Origin of the sequence: Aminobacterium sp. UBA4834 (assembly GCF_002400205.1) — a bacterium.
Lineage (GTDB): Bacteria > Synergistota > Synergistia > Synergistales > Aminobacteriaceae > Aminobacterium > Aminobacterium mobile.
This window is the reverse complement of record NZ_DHFC01000007.1, coordinates 98,265-113,683: the sequence shown is the minus strand read 5'-3', so window position 1 is coordinate 113,683 and position 15,419 is coordinate 98,265. Positions and strand designations below refer to the sequence as shown.

Below are 15,419 nucleotides of genomic sequence, written 5' to 3'. Positions count from 1 at the left end.
GTTTTGGGGGCGGAAGTTGTTATACCCACTTCCCGTGCAAATCTGGCAAGAATCCTGTCTTTGTGAGGAAGCGAGGAGAAAAATATGACTGAAATTAAAGACCTGTTTCAAGCAGCTCAAATCCAGGGCTTATCTGAATCAGAAGTAGATCACCGTCAGAAAATAGAAGGTTTTAACGAACTCCCTTCCACCGCACATAAAAGTTTCCTCCACATAGTTATAGAAGTGGGTAAAGAGCCGATGTTTTTGCTCCTTGTTGCTTGTGGAATTCTTTATCTTCTCTTGGGAGAAAAGCGTGAGGCGGCATTATTGCTGTTTTTTGTTTTTGCAGTCATGAGCATTACCATCTATCAAGAACGAAAAACAGAACGAGCTCTTGAAGCCTTACGAGATCTTTCTAGCCCGAGAGCTCTTGTTATGCGGGAAGGTGAGCAAAAGAGAATACCTGGCCGAGAAGTAGTACGAGGTGATGTCATAGTAGTTTCGGAGGGAGATCGTGTTCCTGCCGATGCTAGGCTCATTGCAGGTGTTAATCTTTCCGTAGATGAATCTATGCTTACAGGAGAGTCTGTTCCAGTTCGTAAAAAACCGTGGGACGACCATTTGGAAACAGGTCGCCCAGGTGGAGACGATTTACCCTTCCTTTATTCCGGTTCCTTGGTTGTCAAGGGACAAGGTGTGGCTGAAGTTACAGGCATTGGTATTAATACAGAAATGGGCACAATCGGCAAGGCCCTCCAGTCTGTAAAAGAAGAAGACACATTATTACAAAAAGAAACAAGCCGAATAGTTAAGGATTTCTCCATTCTCGGATTGATCTTTTGTTCCGTCCTTGTCGTTGTATACGGGATGCTTCGAGGAAACTGGTTAGAGGCTATTCTTGCAGGTATTGCATTAGCCATGGCCACCCTTCCAGAGGAATTTCCAGTGGTCCTTACGATTTTTTTGGCCTTGGGAGCCTGGCGAATTTCTCAGAAAGGCGTGCTTACTCGACGAGTTCCGGCAGTTGAAACTCTTGGCGCAGCTTCTGTTCTTTGTGTAGATAAAACTGGTACCCTCACACAAAATAAAATGTCCATAGGGAAATTATGTGTTGTAGGGGAGTGCTGGGGGCCGGAACAGGACGATAATCCATTCCCTGAAACATATCATGCTTTACTGGAATATGCCATGTTGGCCAGCCAAAAAGATCCCTTTGATCCCATGGAGAAAGCTATTTTGCGTTCTGGAGAGAAGTTATTGGAAGGGACAGAACACCTTCATGCCAATTGGGCGCTTGTAAGAGAATATCCTCTCTCGCCAGAGTTGCTAGCCATGTCGAATGTATGGCATTCACCAGATAGATTAAGTTGGGAGATAGCAGCTAAAGGAGCTCCTGAAGCCATTGTAGATTTGTGTCATATGGATGAAAATGTAAAGGCACAGGTAGAGAAGTGGGTAGAGAAAATGGCCGATGAGGGGCTGCGAGTTCTTGGAGTTGCAAAGGCCCAATTTCAGAAGGAAAAGCTTCCAGATATTCAGCATGATTTCTATTTTGAATTTGTTGGACTTGTAGGCCTTCTTGATCCAGTCCGTGAGGGGGTAGCTGCTTCAATTCAGAGCTGTTACTCTGCAGGAATTCGTACTATCATGATTACTGGAGACTATCCTGGCACGGCTAAAAATATAGCCCGGACTATTGGACTGCGCAATCCAGATGCTGTTATCATTGGTCCAGAACTGGAAAATATGACTGACCAAGCGTTGAAAGAAAAAATACGTTCTGTCAATATTTTTGCCAGAGTTGTTCCAGAACAAAAATTAAGAATCGTAGAGGCTCTTAAGTCCAACGGTGAGGTCACAGCCATGACAGGGGATGGAGTCAATGATGCTCCAGCCCTTAAGAGTGCTCATATTGGCATAGCCATGGGTGGACGTGGTACTGATGTCGCTAGAGAATCGGCAGCCCTCGTGTTAGTGGATGACGATTTTTCCTCTATCGTAAAAGCTGTGCGAATGGGGCGGCGTATCTTTGATAATATTCGAAAAGCTTTAGCCTTTGTTGTGGCTGTCCATGTCCCTATTGCTGGCTTGTCACTGATCCCTGTTTTCTTTAAGGAATGGCCGTTAGTCTTACTTCCTGTTCACATAGTATTTTTGGAATTGATTATTGATCCGGCCTGTTCAGTAGTATTTGAGGCGGAGCAGGAGGAAGAAAATATTATGGATCGAAAGCCTCGAAATCCTTTGAAGCCTCTTTTTGATAGAGCAACTGTAACTTTAGCCGTGTTGCAGGGGCTGGGCGTCCTTGCCCTTGCACTTGGAGTTCTCATAGCTTGTGTCTTCGCAGGATTTTCTCCAGAAAAGACACGAACTATCACTTTTGCTGTTTTGGTTCTCTCTAATTTAGGCCTTATTATGACCAACAGATCATGGACACAAGGGACGTTAACTATTTTCAAAATCCCTAATAAGGCTTTTTGGCTAGTGGTAGCAGGAGCTTCTTTAATGCTTATCTCTACTATGTCCATCCCGATTCTTCGCCAGATTTTTCACTTCTCTTCTTTGGATTTTATGGATGGAGCCATCACCTTTTTGTTGCCTTTGCTCAGTTTAATGTGGTTTAAACTGATAAAGTTGTTTTTGAAAAGTAGACTTTCTTGATAACAAGGGAAGATGAGCATATTCCATAATGAGATTTGTTTAGCCCGAGATGAAAGTATGGACATTCTCCTTTCTTTGGAGAAGGGTAAGGGTTTCTACGTGGTATGTATTGGGGAAGAAATCATAGGGTGTGATGTGTTCTACGAAATACCCGTTTCCTTCAAAAAAAGCGAGATCTCGTGCTAAAGTGCCAGCATTGCAAGAAAGATAAGCGAGGCGCAGAGGGCGATATTCCGTAGCGAGCCAATGCCTAACGTCTGGTTCTAATCCTACACGAGGAGGATTGACATAGGCTAATCGGTGTTGAAGGGGCGTGTTTTTTGCCCATTCGTTGAGTTGAGGAATGCGAAGGGAACATGTTCCTCTTAAGATCTGAGCAAGAGGAGCGTTTATAGAGGCGTTTTCTACAGCTTCTGCTGATGTTTCTACGCCTATAGTTCGAGCCCCGAAAATTGTCCATAGCCTAAGACTTGCTCCACTTCCACAGTATAAGTCTATAATACTATCATTTTTTTGAGGCGTCAGGAAATTCTGGGCCTCTCGAAGAGATTGTATATAAAGATTGGGAATAAGTTGTTGGAAGGCTGTGGGGCCATATATTAGGCCCATTTCATTATATGATCGAGGTTTACCCCACAGAAGATGCCAATTTCTTTTCCCGAAAAGGCGACGACCAGCGGAAGGATGAAGATGAAGCCAAAGCCCCTCAATTCCTGTTTGAGAAAGATATTTTTCGTGTTCGACTAACCAGCAAAGATCGGGTTTTACATTTGTTTTTAGAATAAGAGTTGCCTGTTTTCCTGTCTGTGCATATAAAGATAGAGAAAATATTTCTGGAGTAGGTATTGATTCTGAAATCCAAAGAATCATTTTACGAACCCGTTCCGAGTGTATAGGACATGTCTGGAGATTGACAAAATGCTTGCGAGCTATCATGCCTATTTGCCATCGAGCTTCTTGACTCCATTGGGTTAAAAGACTTACTTTCTCTCGATATCCCCATCGCTCTTGAGCTAGGGGAGTTTTGATGGAGCGTAGCTCCTTTCCCCAAGGAGATAGCGCATGGGCTAGCCATGCCATCTTTTGTTCTGCACTTTCTTCGCTTGTTATATTTCTGTGAGCGCAGGCACGACATAAAGAATTGCAGCCCTTTGGTATGTTTTCTTGCATAAAGAGACCCCTTCCCTAATGAGCGTTTTTCTTTCCCAACTCTACTGGTCTTTCTGTTTTGCGAGCACGTTTCTTCCATGATGAGCGTCTTGTTTTTGAACTGTCAGAACAAAACCATATTTCATTTTATAAAGGCAAAATTGTAAGCTGTCTAGTAAGAGCGAAAACCAAACAGCTAACGACTTTATCGCGCTATTTAGCGCTATGTATGTTTTTTCTGGGAGTTCCTAATGAGGCATCATTCCAGGGTAATGTTATACTATTTAATAGGATTTGGACCCGTTATTGTAATTATAGAGGTGCTGTACATATTTTCTCTTTGAGCGAAAGCTTCCAATTTATCTAGAGAGGTACTGGTTAATTACATGATGGATCGTGAGAAGGCTCTTTTAAACAGTCTCTTTGATAATATTGAGGATGCTATAGTGCTAGTGAATGCGCTGGGGGCAATACAGCGTGCCAATGAAGCTTTTTTGAAGCTTTTTCAGTATGCTACGCATGAGCTTTTAGACCAAAATGTTATCGACATTGTAGTTCCAGATTTTTTTAAGAGACGAGCGGTCTCTATAGCTCGAAGCATCAATAGAGGAGATGAATTTGCGAGAACTATTGTGCAGTGTGTCCGCAAGGATGGAACTTTCTTCCCTTGTGAGTTCTCTGTGGTTCCTTTTTTTTCAGGCAAAGATGTGGAGAGTGCATTCTTAGTTTTTCACAATTTAACACGTGAACATGATAGAGACGAACAATTATATTATGCTATGACCGTGGTGAAAGAAAGCTCCGTAGTTTTGTTTCGTTGGAAAGCAGAGGAAGGTTGGCCCGTAGAGTATGTTTCTGAGAATATAAGCCAGTGGGGGTATACTCCGGTGGAGATTAAAGGAGAGAAAGGTCCTTTCCTCTCCATCATTAAAGAGGAAGATCGTCAAAGGATACTTCAGCAGGTTCAGAAACACGAAGAAGCTGGGGATGAGGAATTTTCTCTGGAATATCGCATTGTAACGAGAGACGGGAAGAACATCTGGGTGGATGCACGTACGACAGTATTGCGAGATAAGAAGGGGAAAATCATTTACCTCCAAGGTACAATATCTGATGTCTCCTTTCGAAAAGAGGTAGAGCTTGCCGCCTCGCAAAATTTCAGTAAAGTTTTACGGGCTTGGGAGCAGACTATAGGAGTTATGGCGCTTATAGCGGAGAAGAAAAATCCTTTAACTTTGGGGCATCAAAAGAGGGTAGCGATTCTCTCTCGTGCTATAGCGGAAGAATTGGGGTTGCCTGATGAGGAGATTGGAAATATAGAGAAAGCTGCTTTAATACATGATATAGGAGAGGTAGAGATTCCCTCGGAGATTTTAAGTAAACCAGGTCCTTTGAACGAGGTGGAATATAATCTTGTTCAAACCCATGCAGAAGCAGGATACATTATTCTTAGCCGCATAGAGTTCCCTTGGCCCTTGGCAGAGACTGTGTATCAGCATCATGAACGTCTCGATGGTTCTGGGTATCCTCGAGGTTTAAAGGGAGATGATATATTGTTGTCTGCCCGTATCATAGGGGTAGCAGATATAGTGGAAGCAATGTGCTCTCATCGGCCATATAGACCAGCTCTTGGTTTAACAGAAGCTCTAGAGGAGTTGGATCGGTTAAAGGGTTCGGCTTTAGATCCTCAAGTAGTAGATGCTTGTGTCTGCCTTTTCAAGAAAAAGGGGTTTAATATAACGATCGAATAAAAGTAGACACCGCGAGAAATACGGTTGTTTTTCATGAGATTCTGGTTTATAAATGCATGGCAGAATAGAACTAGAAAGGAGGGGTAAGGAGTGACGCGAAAAGAAAAGTTTTTTTGGGGTATGTTTGTCTTTTGTTTGGCTATATTAATTGTGGCGAGTCAACCTATATTTGCGGAGCCTCGGGATGTTCGAGTAGATTTAGGTGCAGATGAGAACAAGCTGAGGTGGTATATGGTAAAGGTTGATGAGCTTGATTCAATGCCTCTCACTACAGTAAGAGTTTATTATGCAGCGGCGGCTGGAAAGAAACAGATGGTGGAGGCGTTAGTAGCAGAAGCTGGTTTGGAGGAAGCTAAAGCTCAAACCTTGTATTTTAGTGAATATGATTATGTTTTTAATTCTGCAGAGAAAAAATATGCTATTAAAGCAGCTCGTCATTACGATACAGGAGGGAACCATCTTTTTGGAGCAGACGTTAGCTTTGAAGAGTTGCAGTGGATGGATTCGACAAAAGGCTCTATACCCTCCAAAGCATTAGAAGCATATACAAAGCTTTAAGCGTTTTTATTACAAGGGAGAAGATCTAGAGTTGGAAAATTCAAAGTGCTCTTCTCTAAATAAGTTTACGCAGCATGATACGACAGAGGGGTCATAAAGATGTCCAGCTCCTCTGTCGATTTCGTCTAAAGCCTTTTCTATAGCGTAGGGACCTCTGTGAGGACGAGGGGATGTCATAGCTTCCACCACATCCGCCACTGCAATAATCTTTGCCTCTAACAGTATTTGGCTGTTTTTTAGTCCCTCAGGGTAACCAGATCCATCCAGCCTTTCGTGATGTTGAAGGACTATTTCAGCTACAGGCCATGGGAAATGAACTTGTTTCAGCACATCAAAACCAAATCGAGGGTGCTGTTGAACGATTTGATATTCTAGCGAGGAGAGCTTTTCTGGTTTTGTAAGAATTTCGCTCGGGATATACAATTTCCCCAAATCGTGAACGAGGGACGTATTATAGACTGCTTCTTGGATAATGGAAGAACATCCCATTCTCTTTGCTATAGCAAGACTCAGTTGAGCGACTCGTCCTTGATGGCCGGAAGTGGTATGGTCTTTCATTTCTATAATATGGCCGATAGTAGCAATAGTAGATTGAAATGTCTCTCTCAATCTGGAGATAGTATGGAGCAATTCATCTTGTGTTTCTTTCTTTTTATATGTTTCTCCGATGGTGCTTGCAAGCACTTCGAGAACAGAAGTGTTAATAGAAGCCCACGTGTGAGTTGTTTCTTGATAGAGAAGCATAAGAACCCCATTTCTGTTCTCTCTTGTTTTGAAAGGGAGGGCAGTAGCATTTAGGCCGGAGAGAAAACTATTCTCTATTGGAAAAGTGACAGGGATCTCTTTTTTTATATATTTAATGTGTTCTTCTTTAAAAGAAAATGTAAAAAAATCCGAGGGCGTTCCCTCATAAATAGGAGAGAACCACTTTTTCCCAATGTGAAATACGTTTGGAGCCTCTATTTTACTTTGATATAATCCACATCCTAACAAACCTAAACGTTTCCCTATTTCCTGAAGGGCATTTTGTATAGCATTTTCAAAATCCCTGGAAAGAACAAGTTGGGAAGAAACGGTGGAGAGGAGAGATTCCAGGTGAAATTGTAAGGCCAAAGCCCTTTCCTGCGCTTTTTTACGGGTTAGATCTTGAAAAAGTAAAAAAGCTTCTTTTTCCCCACTCAATCTCTCCACAGGAAATCCACTCATAGAAACAGGCAGAGGAGTTCCGTCCTTTTTATTCTGGAACCGCTCTATGTTTTTGAAACGTTTATTTAGGGATAATTTTACGAGCTCAGATGTTTTCTGTACTCGTTCTTCAGATGTTGAGATATATTGAGCGAGATTTTCCCCTTGAATAGAGCCCTCCTTATAATTAAACATTTTGCAAAATTCCTTATTGACTCTTGATATATATCCTTCCCCATTTAAAAGAACGATTCCTTCAGGTGCCCCTTCTATAAGTCCGCTAAGAGATTCTTTGTTCTCCACAAGAGCGGCATTAACATGGTGGCGGTGCATAATTTTACTGAAAAGGAGAATGCTCAAAGTACCTAATGTAGCTATAACAAGAAGGTTAGCTACGATGAAATGGTAATGTTCCTTAATTTCCTCTAAAGGATCATTCACTATAGTACTGTTGCTGGGGAGTTGCGATGTGGAGATGCCGAACTTTTTTATCTCGCGATAGTTAAAAAGCCAATGTATTCGTTGAGATTCTCGAATGGGAATATCCTTAACGGCCCGTCCAGAAAGAATTTGTAGCACCATCTTTGCAGCTGTATGGCCGAACTCTTCTCCATGATTGATAGGGCCTCCGAGAACTCCATTAAGCAAAGGGACTCCGTCTAAATGAGAGTAAATAGGAAAATCCCCCATAGAACGGATAATATTTATTCCTTCCTGTAGCGCACAGTTTTCTCCCTGGATGTTTAGAAAATAAGACGTAATGATAATAACTGTACTTTTGCTTTCTTCTGAAAGAGCATTTTTTAATAATTCAAAGGTAGGGGAGATAAGAAATAAAGACTCGATATAATCTTTTTGCCTCGTTAAAATTTCTTTGAGCTGTTGAACATCTTTTTCTCCCGCCGTTGTTGTATCCCCAATGACAATAATTTTTTTGACGGTAGGATGTAACCGCATAATAACATCCACCATTGCTAAAAAAGGTGTATGTTGAGCTGTACCGGTGTAATTCCTCAAAAGGGGTTGCTGGATAGGTGATTTTATATTTCGAATCCCTGTAAAGACTATGGGTATGCCGGGGAAAATCTTTGGTCCATAAAGAGAAAGAAAATTGAAAGCTTCATCACCAGAACACACAATAGCTGCGAGAGGAGTTTGAGAATATTTTATGGGGTAAAGTTTGCTTAAAGAAGGATAGAGCTTTTGAGAAGATAGCCGTCGGGAATCCATGTACTCTATGTAGGGTGTTGTTTTAATTGAGGCATTATGAAGCGAGGTTAGGATACCCTTGATAACACTGTCGGTCCAAGGGTATCCCTTATGGTAAGAGTCGAGAATTAAAATAGGAACTCCACCCTCATTTTCTCTAGAAAAGACGCCGAAAGGGCACAACACAAGAGAACAAATACAAAAGAAACATATCCCTGCTCTTTTTAAGGCTTTTTCCCTTGCTCGTTCCATGGATGGGGCTCCACCTGCCTTATCAAGTCACTTTTTTTCATGGATAGAGAGATTCTTTTCCTCTCTATATCAAGTGCTATCACCATAACTTCAACCCGTTGGCCTGGAGAAACAACTTGCTGGGGAAATTTTATAAAATGATTGGAAAGGGCACTTATATGGATAAGCCCATCTTGATGGATGCCAATATCCACAAATGCTCCAAAAGCCGTGACATTTGTAATAATCCCCGGTAAAATCATCCCTTTTCGTAGATGCGATATATCCGTTATATCTTCAGCAAAAACAAAGCTGTCAAACTTTTGGCGTGGGTCACGCCCGGGCTTTTCAAGTTCAGCCATTATATCTTGTAAAGTTGGGAGCCCAATTTTCCCTGTAACGTACCGATCTAAGCATATATTTTTGCGAAGTTTGTTGTCTGTTATGAGCGCATGGATAGTAGTCTCCAAATCTTGAGCTATTTTTTCTACGAGTCCATAATTTTCTGGATGAACGGCACTCGCGTCAAGAGGGTTGTTCCCTTCAGGGATACGAAGAAAGCCCGCACTTTGTTCAAAAGCCTTAGGGCCTAAACGAGGGACTTTTTTCAGATCTTCTCTTGTTTGGTATAAGCCGTTTTCTTCTCGATATCGTACAATATTTTCTGCGAGTTGAGAGCCTACTCCAGAAACAAAAGTAAGAAGTTCTTTACTTGCAGTGTTAACGTCCACTCCAACAGCATTAACACAGCTGGCTACCACATCGTCAAGAGCCTGCTTCAATGCTTTGGAGTCTACGTCATGCTGATATTGCCCGACGCCTAAAGAGCGAGGATCTATTTTGATAAGTTCAGATAACGGATCCATTAAGCGTCGTCCTATAGAGATAGCTCCTCGTACTGTTACATCATAGTCGGGAAACTCCAGTCTTGCAATTTCAGAGGCTGAATATACAGAGGCTCCACTTTCGTTGACCATTGCAATAATTGGTTTCTTCGGAAAAGATATGTTTTGTATGAAACTCTCTGTTTCTCTTCCTGCGGTTCCATTCCCGATTGCAATGGCCTCAATAGAGAAACGTTTCATCATATCTAGGACCTTTTGAGCAGATTCTTCTTCCCGTTTCTGTGGGGGGTGAGGAAATATTGTCTCTGTGTGAACAAGCTTTCCTTGACGGTCAAGGCACACAACTTTGCATCCAGTCCGAAATCCGGGATCGATAGCGAGAATATTCTTATGTCCGAGAGGAGGGGCCATGAGTACTTCTCTGATATTCTGAGCGAAAACGGTAATAGCCTGTTCATCAGCCTTTTTTTTAAGGGCATTTCTCAGTTCTGTTTCCATAGAGGGGGCAAGAAGCCGTTTATACCCATCCTCTACTGCTTTTTCAACAATTTTACTTTCCTCATTTTGAGAGCGTACGAAGTGTTTTTTTATCTCCCGTAAGCAACGGTCATCTTCTGGGCGTATTCGTAGAGTTAAGTACCTTTCTTTTTCCCCTCTGAATAAGGCTAAAATACGATGGGATGGAGCGGCAAGCGCTTTTTCCTTCCATTCGAAATAGTTTTGGTATTTTATCCCCTTTTCTTCCATCCCTTTTGCTACAGATGATACAACTATACCTTCTCTTACAAAAATGCGGCGGATGCACGAACGTGTCGCCCTATCTTCACTTATTTTTTCGGCCAGAATGTCCATAGCCCCTTGTAGGGCTTCGTCAACGGAGTTGATGCCCTTCTCTGGATCAACGTAATCCTGGCTATAAGAAAAGGGAACCCCTCCCTCTTGTTTCAGGATTTTTTCAGCGAGAGGAGCCAAGCCTTTCTCTGTGGCGATGCTGGCACGTGTCCTTCTCTTAGGACGATATTGAAGGTAGATGTCTTCGAGAACTATAAGATTGGGAGCCCCCAAGATAGCTGTTTTAAGTTCTTCCGTCAGCAGCTCTCGTTCAGAAAGAGATTTTAGGATAGACGTTCGACGTTTCTCCATTTCCATAAGCTCGTTCTTTTTATCTCGAATGCGAACTATCATGACTTCGTCAAGGCTGCCTGTCGCTTCTTTCCTATATCGGGCGATGAAAGGAATAGTACAACCTTCGTCTAAAAGAAAGCTGACAGCTTCTACTTGAGATACAGAAATATCCAGTTCTTTTGCTATGGGAAACGCCGTATTTGAAGTTGATGCCGACATCTTCTTGTTCCTCCTATACTCTGCTAACTCTTTGTATGGTACCATGTTTTCCTAGTTACAATTTGGTATAAAAGTGGTAAAATTTCAAATAGTCTAGAGGTGATGTGTATGGGAACATGGAAAAAAATTGTTTTTCAGCTGTTTGATATGCTCTATATTCCTGATGATTTAACGCATCTGAAGAATAGAGCTTTTTTGCATGTTTCCGATACCCCATCATCGTTCTATCCTGTTCTTAAGAGGATTATTAAATTCTTTAACCCTCGTGCTGTGATTCATACAGGAGATTTGGCGGATGAAATAAAACTTGGCTTATATCCTTTCTCCTTACCACAGTATTGCCAGAAATTATACTCTCTAGCCCCTATTCTGGAAGAGGATGGAGAACGGGATGTTATTATAGTGTTAGGGAATCATGATAATGGAGAGAATGTAAAAAAGGTTTTTAAACGTAGTGAGACGGTAAAATGGAGTGGTAAGGTGACTCTTAAAGGATTACACTTCAATCTCAGCCATGATTATAAGGGGTTACCTCGGAGCAGTGGTGCATTAAATCTTTTCGGGCACGACCAATACATGCCAGAATGTGTTGGCAGGGAAATATATCTTAATGGTTTACTTTCTATTCATCTCATAGATCCTGATGAGGGGAAAGTTTATCATTTGCCATATCCTAGATTTGTGGATCAAAATCGCCTTCTGCGGAGAAAAAGAGGATTATAAAAAAATAATAGTTAATGAAACTATTGATTAAATTTCATCTTTCTTGTTGCTAAACACTTGCCAAAAGACTTACAATGCTACTATACTTGTTTCAAATAGTGAAACTTTTGTATTTTAAGCAAAAGAACAAGCACTTTACTATATTCTTGCGGCGCTTATCAAGGGAGGTCGAATTTTATGGAAGTTCTCAAAGTCTCTGCAAAATCGCAGCCCAAGTCCGTAGCAGGAGCCATAGCAGCTGTTCTTCGCGAGAAGGGGGCGGTAGAGGTCCAAGCTGTTGGAGCTGGCGCAGTGAACCAGTCGGTGAAATCGATTGCCATTGCAAGGGGGTATGTAGCTCCTAATGGGATTGATTTAATCTGTATTCCTGCTTTTGCGAAAATTGAGATTGATGACGAAGAAAGGACAGCTATCAAATTCCAGCTTGAATCTCGATAGTTTTTTGTTTTATGTGCCGTAGGAAACAGACAGGCGTAACGGCAGAATAAGGCCGTTGCGCTTTTCTTTTTTGCCCCCCTTATTTTCCCACTGGAGAAATTTGCAGTGAGTGTTTATACTTACCTGCATAATGTATAAAACTACATAACGCTTACAATTGATATTTGATATATACACTATTCCTCATAAATAGGAGGTAGGCTTTATGACAGATATAAAGGCACCGAGAGGTGTGAGGGATATACTCCCTGAAGAATCGTGGAAATGGGCATATGTCTTGAAAACAGCATCTGAGGTGGCCAGGAATTTTAGCTACTCTGAGGTTCATCTGCCAATTTTTGAACAAACAGACCTTTTTGCCCGTGGTATTGGAGAAGCGACGGACGTGGTAGAGAAAGAAATGTACACTTTTGAAGACCGCGGAGGCAGAAGTTTAACGCTTCGTCCAGAAGCTACGGCTTCTATGGTCCGTTGTTATTTGGAACATAATATGAACGGCACTATTCAGCCGGTAAAACTATGGTGTGCTGGCCCGATGTTTCGATATGAGAGACCACAGAAAGGACGATACCGTCAGTTTTGGCAACTGGACTTTGAGAGCCTTGGCGCCTCCAATCCTATGGTTGATGTTGAGGTCATCGGTCTTTCTCTTGAGCTTTTCCATCGCCTAGAGTTGCAGAACTTGGAAGTAGTAATAAACTCTGTGGGGTGTCCTGAATGTCGTCCTGTTTATAGAGAGCGGCTAAAAGAGTACTTTGCTCCCCGAATGGATAAGCTCTGTAAAACCTGTCAAAATAGGTTTGAGCGCAATCCTCTCCGTATTTTAGACTGTAAGGAGGCCGGGTGTAAGGAGATAACAGAAGGTGCGCCAGATATCTATTCGAGCTTATGTGATGAGTGTCGTGAGCATTTTGACGCAGTCTTGCAAGGGCTTGATAGAATTGGTGCTCACTACCATATAGATAAGCGTTTAGTAAGAGGATTAGATTACTATACAAAGACGGCTTATGAAATTCTTTCTGGGGCTCTTGGCGCGCAGAATGCTGTGTGTGGTGGAGGTCGATATGATAATTTGGCCGAAACCATAGGTGGCGCAGCTACTCCTGGGGTAGGTTTTGCCGCAGGGCTTGATCGTATTATTCTCGTGATGGAAGAGCAGGGGTGTTCTTTCGGTTCGAGTCCGTCTTTGGATGTATATGCCATCGGCCTTGATATGGAGTCTCGTTTTGAACTTCAGAAGCTTGTTTCTGAGTTGCGTCACGCAGGGTTCTCTGCCGATATGGATTATCTTGAACGAGGAATGAAAGCACAGTTCAAATCGGCAGCGTCATCAGAGGCCTCTTTTGCCTGCATTCTTGGTGGAAATGAATTAGAGAAAGGTGTAGTGAATGTAAAGGACCTCAAATCAGGCGAGCAAGTAGAGGTCGATCAAAGTGCAGTTCTTGCATACATACAGGAAAAAATAAAACGATAAAAAAGCAATTTTGCATGCGTTGGAGGTAATAGAATGAGTAGCAGGTCGGATCACTTTGATGGTTTTTGGAAACGGACTCATTTCTGTGGTACCCTTGGCCTTGAAGAGGTAGAAAAACCAGTAATTTTAAATGGATGGGTTCGGCGCCGCAGAGATTTAGGCGGCCTGATTTTTATAGAGCTTTGGGATTATACAGGAGTTGTACAGGTTGTTTTTAATCCAGAGCTAGTCCCTCAAGTGCACGAGCGAGCGAAGGCTCTGCGTAGTGAATTTGTTGTTGGCGTTCGAGGAAGGGTTCAAAAGAGGCCAGAGGGAACAGAAAATCTCTCAATGAAGACCGGTCAAATAGAAATAGCAGTGGAAGACTTCCTTCTTCTATCTCCTGCTGCTCCTTTGCCTTTTGAAGTTTCTGAGGCTACAGACAAGGTAGATGAAAATCTTCGTTTACATTATCGTTATCTCGATTTAAGACGAGATAAGATGCAACGTAACCTTAGAATGAGGGATAAAATTATCCAATATACTCGAACATTTCTTTGGAGTCATCGATTTGTAGATATAGAAACACCAATGCTGACTAAATCGACTCCTGAAGGGGCAAGAGATTACCTTGTGCCCAGCCGTGTTAACCCGGGGACCTTTTATGCTTTGCCTCAGTCCCCTCAAATATTCAAACAGATTCTGATGGTAAGTGGTTTCGATAGATATTATCAGATAGTTAAATGTTTCCGAGATGAGGATTTACGGGCAGATAGGCAACCTGAATTTACTCAGATCGATATGGAAATGAGTTTCATCACGGAAGAAGATGTTTATGCCCTTATAGAAGAATATATGGCAGGGTTGTTTCAAGAGATGTTAGGTATCCATATCCCTACCCCTTTCCGAAGGATAGATTATTGGGAAGCTATGGATCGATTTGGCAGCGATAAGCCGGATTTACGAATTCCTTTCGAAATCCACGATCTTGGCAGTGTTTTTGAACAAAGTGATTTTGCACCCTTTAAAAATATTTTAACTAAGGGCGGATATGTTAAGGGATTGCCGTTGCCTGGCGGAGCGGCTCTTTCAAGAAAGAGTGTTTCTGAGATAGAAGAGAGAGCAAAGAAATTAGGAGCAGCCGGGCTTGCTTGTTTCCAGCTTAAGGAGGGACAATTAAAGGGGCCTCTTGTGAAATTCCTTTCCGCGGAACTGCAGCAGGCTCTTGTGGAGAAAGGTGACTTAAAAGAGGGAGATGCTCTTTTTGTTTTGGCAGATTGCGATAGAGTGGTCACTTCTACAGTATTAGGCCAACTTCGCTTGGATTTGGCCAAAGAACGTGATCTTGTACAAAAAGATGCGTGGGAATTCCTTTGGGTTATACACTTCCCTCTCTTTGAAAAAGACGAGGAAGAGCATCGTTGGGTAGCTGTACATCATCCCTTTACGTCTCCAGTGATGGAAGATATACCCTTGATGGATACAGACCCTGCAAATGTGCGATCCCGTGCGTATGACTGCGTCCTTAACGGAAATGAAGTAGGCGGTGGATCTATACGAATTCATGACCCTCAAGTTCAGGAGAAGGTTTTTGGATGCTTGGCTTTCACTCCGGAAGAGGCTCGTAAGCGTTTTGGGTTCCTTCTTGATGCTTTGAGCTTTGGAACACCTCCTCATGGAGGACTTGCTTTTGGTTTAGACCGTCTTGTAATGCTTCTTTGCGGAGCCTCTTCTATACGAGAAGTTATGGCTTTCCCGAAAACACAAAAGGCTCAATGTCTTATGTCGGGCGCTCCGTCAGATGTAAGCCCTGAGCAGCTTGATGAACTGAAAATAGAGAGCCTGGCTGATAGCGAAGACCAGGAATAGGGTTAAAAAAGGCCGGAGTAC

The 15,419-nt window shown here is 42.4% G+C and carries 10 protein-coding genes; 7 read left to right on the top strand and 3 right to left on the bottom strand.

Features of this window, described 5'->3' with window-relative positions:
- Window positions 1-84: 84 nt before the first annotated feature.
- Window positions 85-2,643 carry a cation-translocating P-type ATPase gene (locus tag B3L97_RS03380; protein WP_286933981.1) on the top strand — a complete coding sequence of 853 codons (2,559 nt, stop codon included), beginning with the start codon at window positions 85-87 and terminating at the stop codon, window positions 2,641-2,643.
- A 39-nt stretch (window positions 2,644-2,682) separates the two neighbouring features.
- On the opposite strand, the gene B3L97_RS03375 is transcribed toward B3L97_RS03380, so the two are convergent.
- Window positions 2,683-3,813: a class I SAM-dependent RNA methyltransferase gene (locus tag B3L97_RS03375; protein ID WP_286933971.1), complete on the bottom strand. Its 1,131-nt coding sequence runs from the start codon at window positions 3,811-3,813 to the stop codon at window positions 2,683-2,685.
- A gap of 365 nt (window positions 3,814-4,178) precedes the next feature.
- Between B3L97_RS03375 and B3L97_RS03370 the strand changes: the two genes are divergently transcribed.
- Both B3L97_RS03370 and B3L97_RS03365 read left to right on the top strand, forming a co-directional pair.
- Complete coding sequence (locus B3L97_RS03370; RefSeq protein WP_286933968.1) at window positions 4,179-5,543, top strand: HD domain-containing phosphohydrolase; 1,365 nt, start codon at window positions 4,179-4,181, stop codon at window positions 5,541-5,543.
- A 90-nt stretch (window positions 5,544-5,633) separates the two neighbouring features.
- Complete coding sequence (locus B3L97_RS03365) at window positions 5,634-6,101, top strand: hypothetical protein (RefSeq protein ID WP_286845960.1); 468 nt, start codon at window positions 5,634-5,636, stop codon at window positions 6,099-6,101.
- 9 nt (window positions 6,102-6,110) lie between these two features.
- Here B3L97_RS03365 and B3L97_RS03360 read toward each other — a convergent pair whose 3' ends face one another.
- Both B3L97_RS03360 and B3L97_RS03355 read right to left on the bottom strand, forming a co-directional pair.
- The gene (locus tag B3L97_RS03360; protein WP_286845959.1) at window positions 6,111-8,747 is read right to left on the bottom strand and encodes an ABC transporter substrate binding protein; all 2,637 of its coding nucleotides are present in this window, start codon (window positions 8,745-8,747) and stop codon (window positions 6,111-6,113) included.
- Window positions 8,720-10,915: a Tex family protein gene (locus tag B3L97_RS03355; protein ID WP_286933967.1), complete on the bottom strand. Its 2,196-nt coding sequence runs from the start codon at window positions 10,913-10,915 to the stop codon at window positions 8,720-8,722. The genes B3L97_RS03360 and B3L97_RS03355 overlap by 28 nt, the downstream gene beginning before the upstream one ends.
- Window positions 10,916-11,023: 108 nt before the next feature.
- Here B3L97_RS03355 and B3L97_RS03350 point away from each other — a divergent pair, with 108 nt between their 5' ends.
- From B3L97_RS03350 to aspS, 4 genes are all read left to right on the top strand, one after another.
- A complete protein-coding gene (locus B3L97_RS03350; protein WP_286933960.1) occupies window positions 11,024-11,638 on the top strand; it encodes a metallophosphoesterase in 615 nt (204 codons plus the stop codon).
- 177 nt (window positions 11,639-11,815) lie between these two features.
- Window positions 11,816-12,076: a stage V sporulation protein S gene (locus B3L97_RS03345; protein ID WP_024822674.1), complete on the top strand. Its 261-nt coding sequence runs from the start codon at window positions 11,816-11,818 to the stop codon at window positions 12,074-12,076.
- A 205-nt stretch (window positions 12,077-12,281) separates the two neighbouring features.
- Window positions 12,282-13,550 carry a histidine--tRNA ligase gene (hisS, locus tag B3L97_RS03340; protein ID WP_024822673.1) on the top strand — a complete coding sequence of 423 codons (1,269 nt, stop codon included), beginning with the start codon at window positions 12,282-12,284 and terminating at the stop codon, window positions 13,548-13,550.
- A 33-nt stretch (window positions 13,551-13,583) separates the two neighbouring features.
- Entirely contained in the window at window positions 13,584-15,398 is a 1,815-nt protein-coding gene (gene aspS / locus B3L97_RS03335) for an aspartate--tRNA ligase (RefSeq protein ID WP_024822672.1), read from the top strand.
- The last annotated feature ends 21 nt before the right edge of the window (window positions 15,399-15,419 follow it).

What these genes read in the sequence shown, in the direction of transcription:
- B3L97_RS03380 (WP_286933981.1), top strand. Translation starts at nt 85, where the DNA reads ATGACTGAAATTAAAGACCTGTTTCAAGCAGCTCAAATCCAGGGCTTA.
- B3L97_RS03375 (WP_286933971.1), bottom strand. Translation starts at nt 3,813, where the DNA reads ATGCAAGAAAACATACCAAAGGGCTGCAATTCTTTATGTCGTGCCTGC.
- B3L97_RS03370 (WP_286933968.1), top strand. Translation starts at nt 4,179, where the DNA reads ATGATGGATCGTGAGAAGGCTCTTTTAAACAGTCTCTTTGATAATATT.
- B3L97_RS03360 (WP_286845959.1), bottom strand. Translation starts at nt 8,747, where the DNA reads ATGGAACGAGCAAGGGAAAAAGCCTTAAAAAGAGCAGGGATATGTTTC.
- B3L97_RS03355 (WP_286933967.1), bottom strand. Translation starts at nt 10,915, where the DNA reads ATGTCGGCATCAACTTCAAATACGGCGTTTCCCATAGCAAAAGAACTG.
- B3L97_RS03350 (WP_286933960.1), top strand. Translation starts at nt 11,024, where the DNA reads ATGGGAACATGGAAAAAAATTGTTTTTCAGCTGTTTGATATGCTCTAT.
- B3L97_RS03345 (WP_024822674.1), top strand. Translation starts at nt 11,816, where the DNA reads ATGGAAGTTCTCAAAGTCTCTGCAAAATCGCAGCCCAAGTCCGTAGCA.
- hisS (WP_024822673.1), top strand. Translation starts at nt 12,282, where the DNA reads ATGACAGATATAAAGGCACCGAGAGGTGTGAGGGATATACTCCCTGAA.
- aspS (WP_024822672.1), top strand. Translation starts at nt 13,584, where the DNA reads ATGAGTAGCAGGTCGGATCACTTTGATGGTTTTTGGAAACGGACTCAT.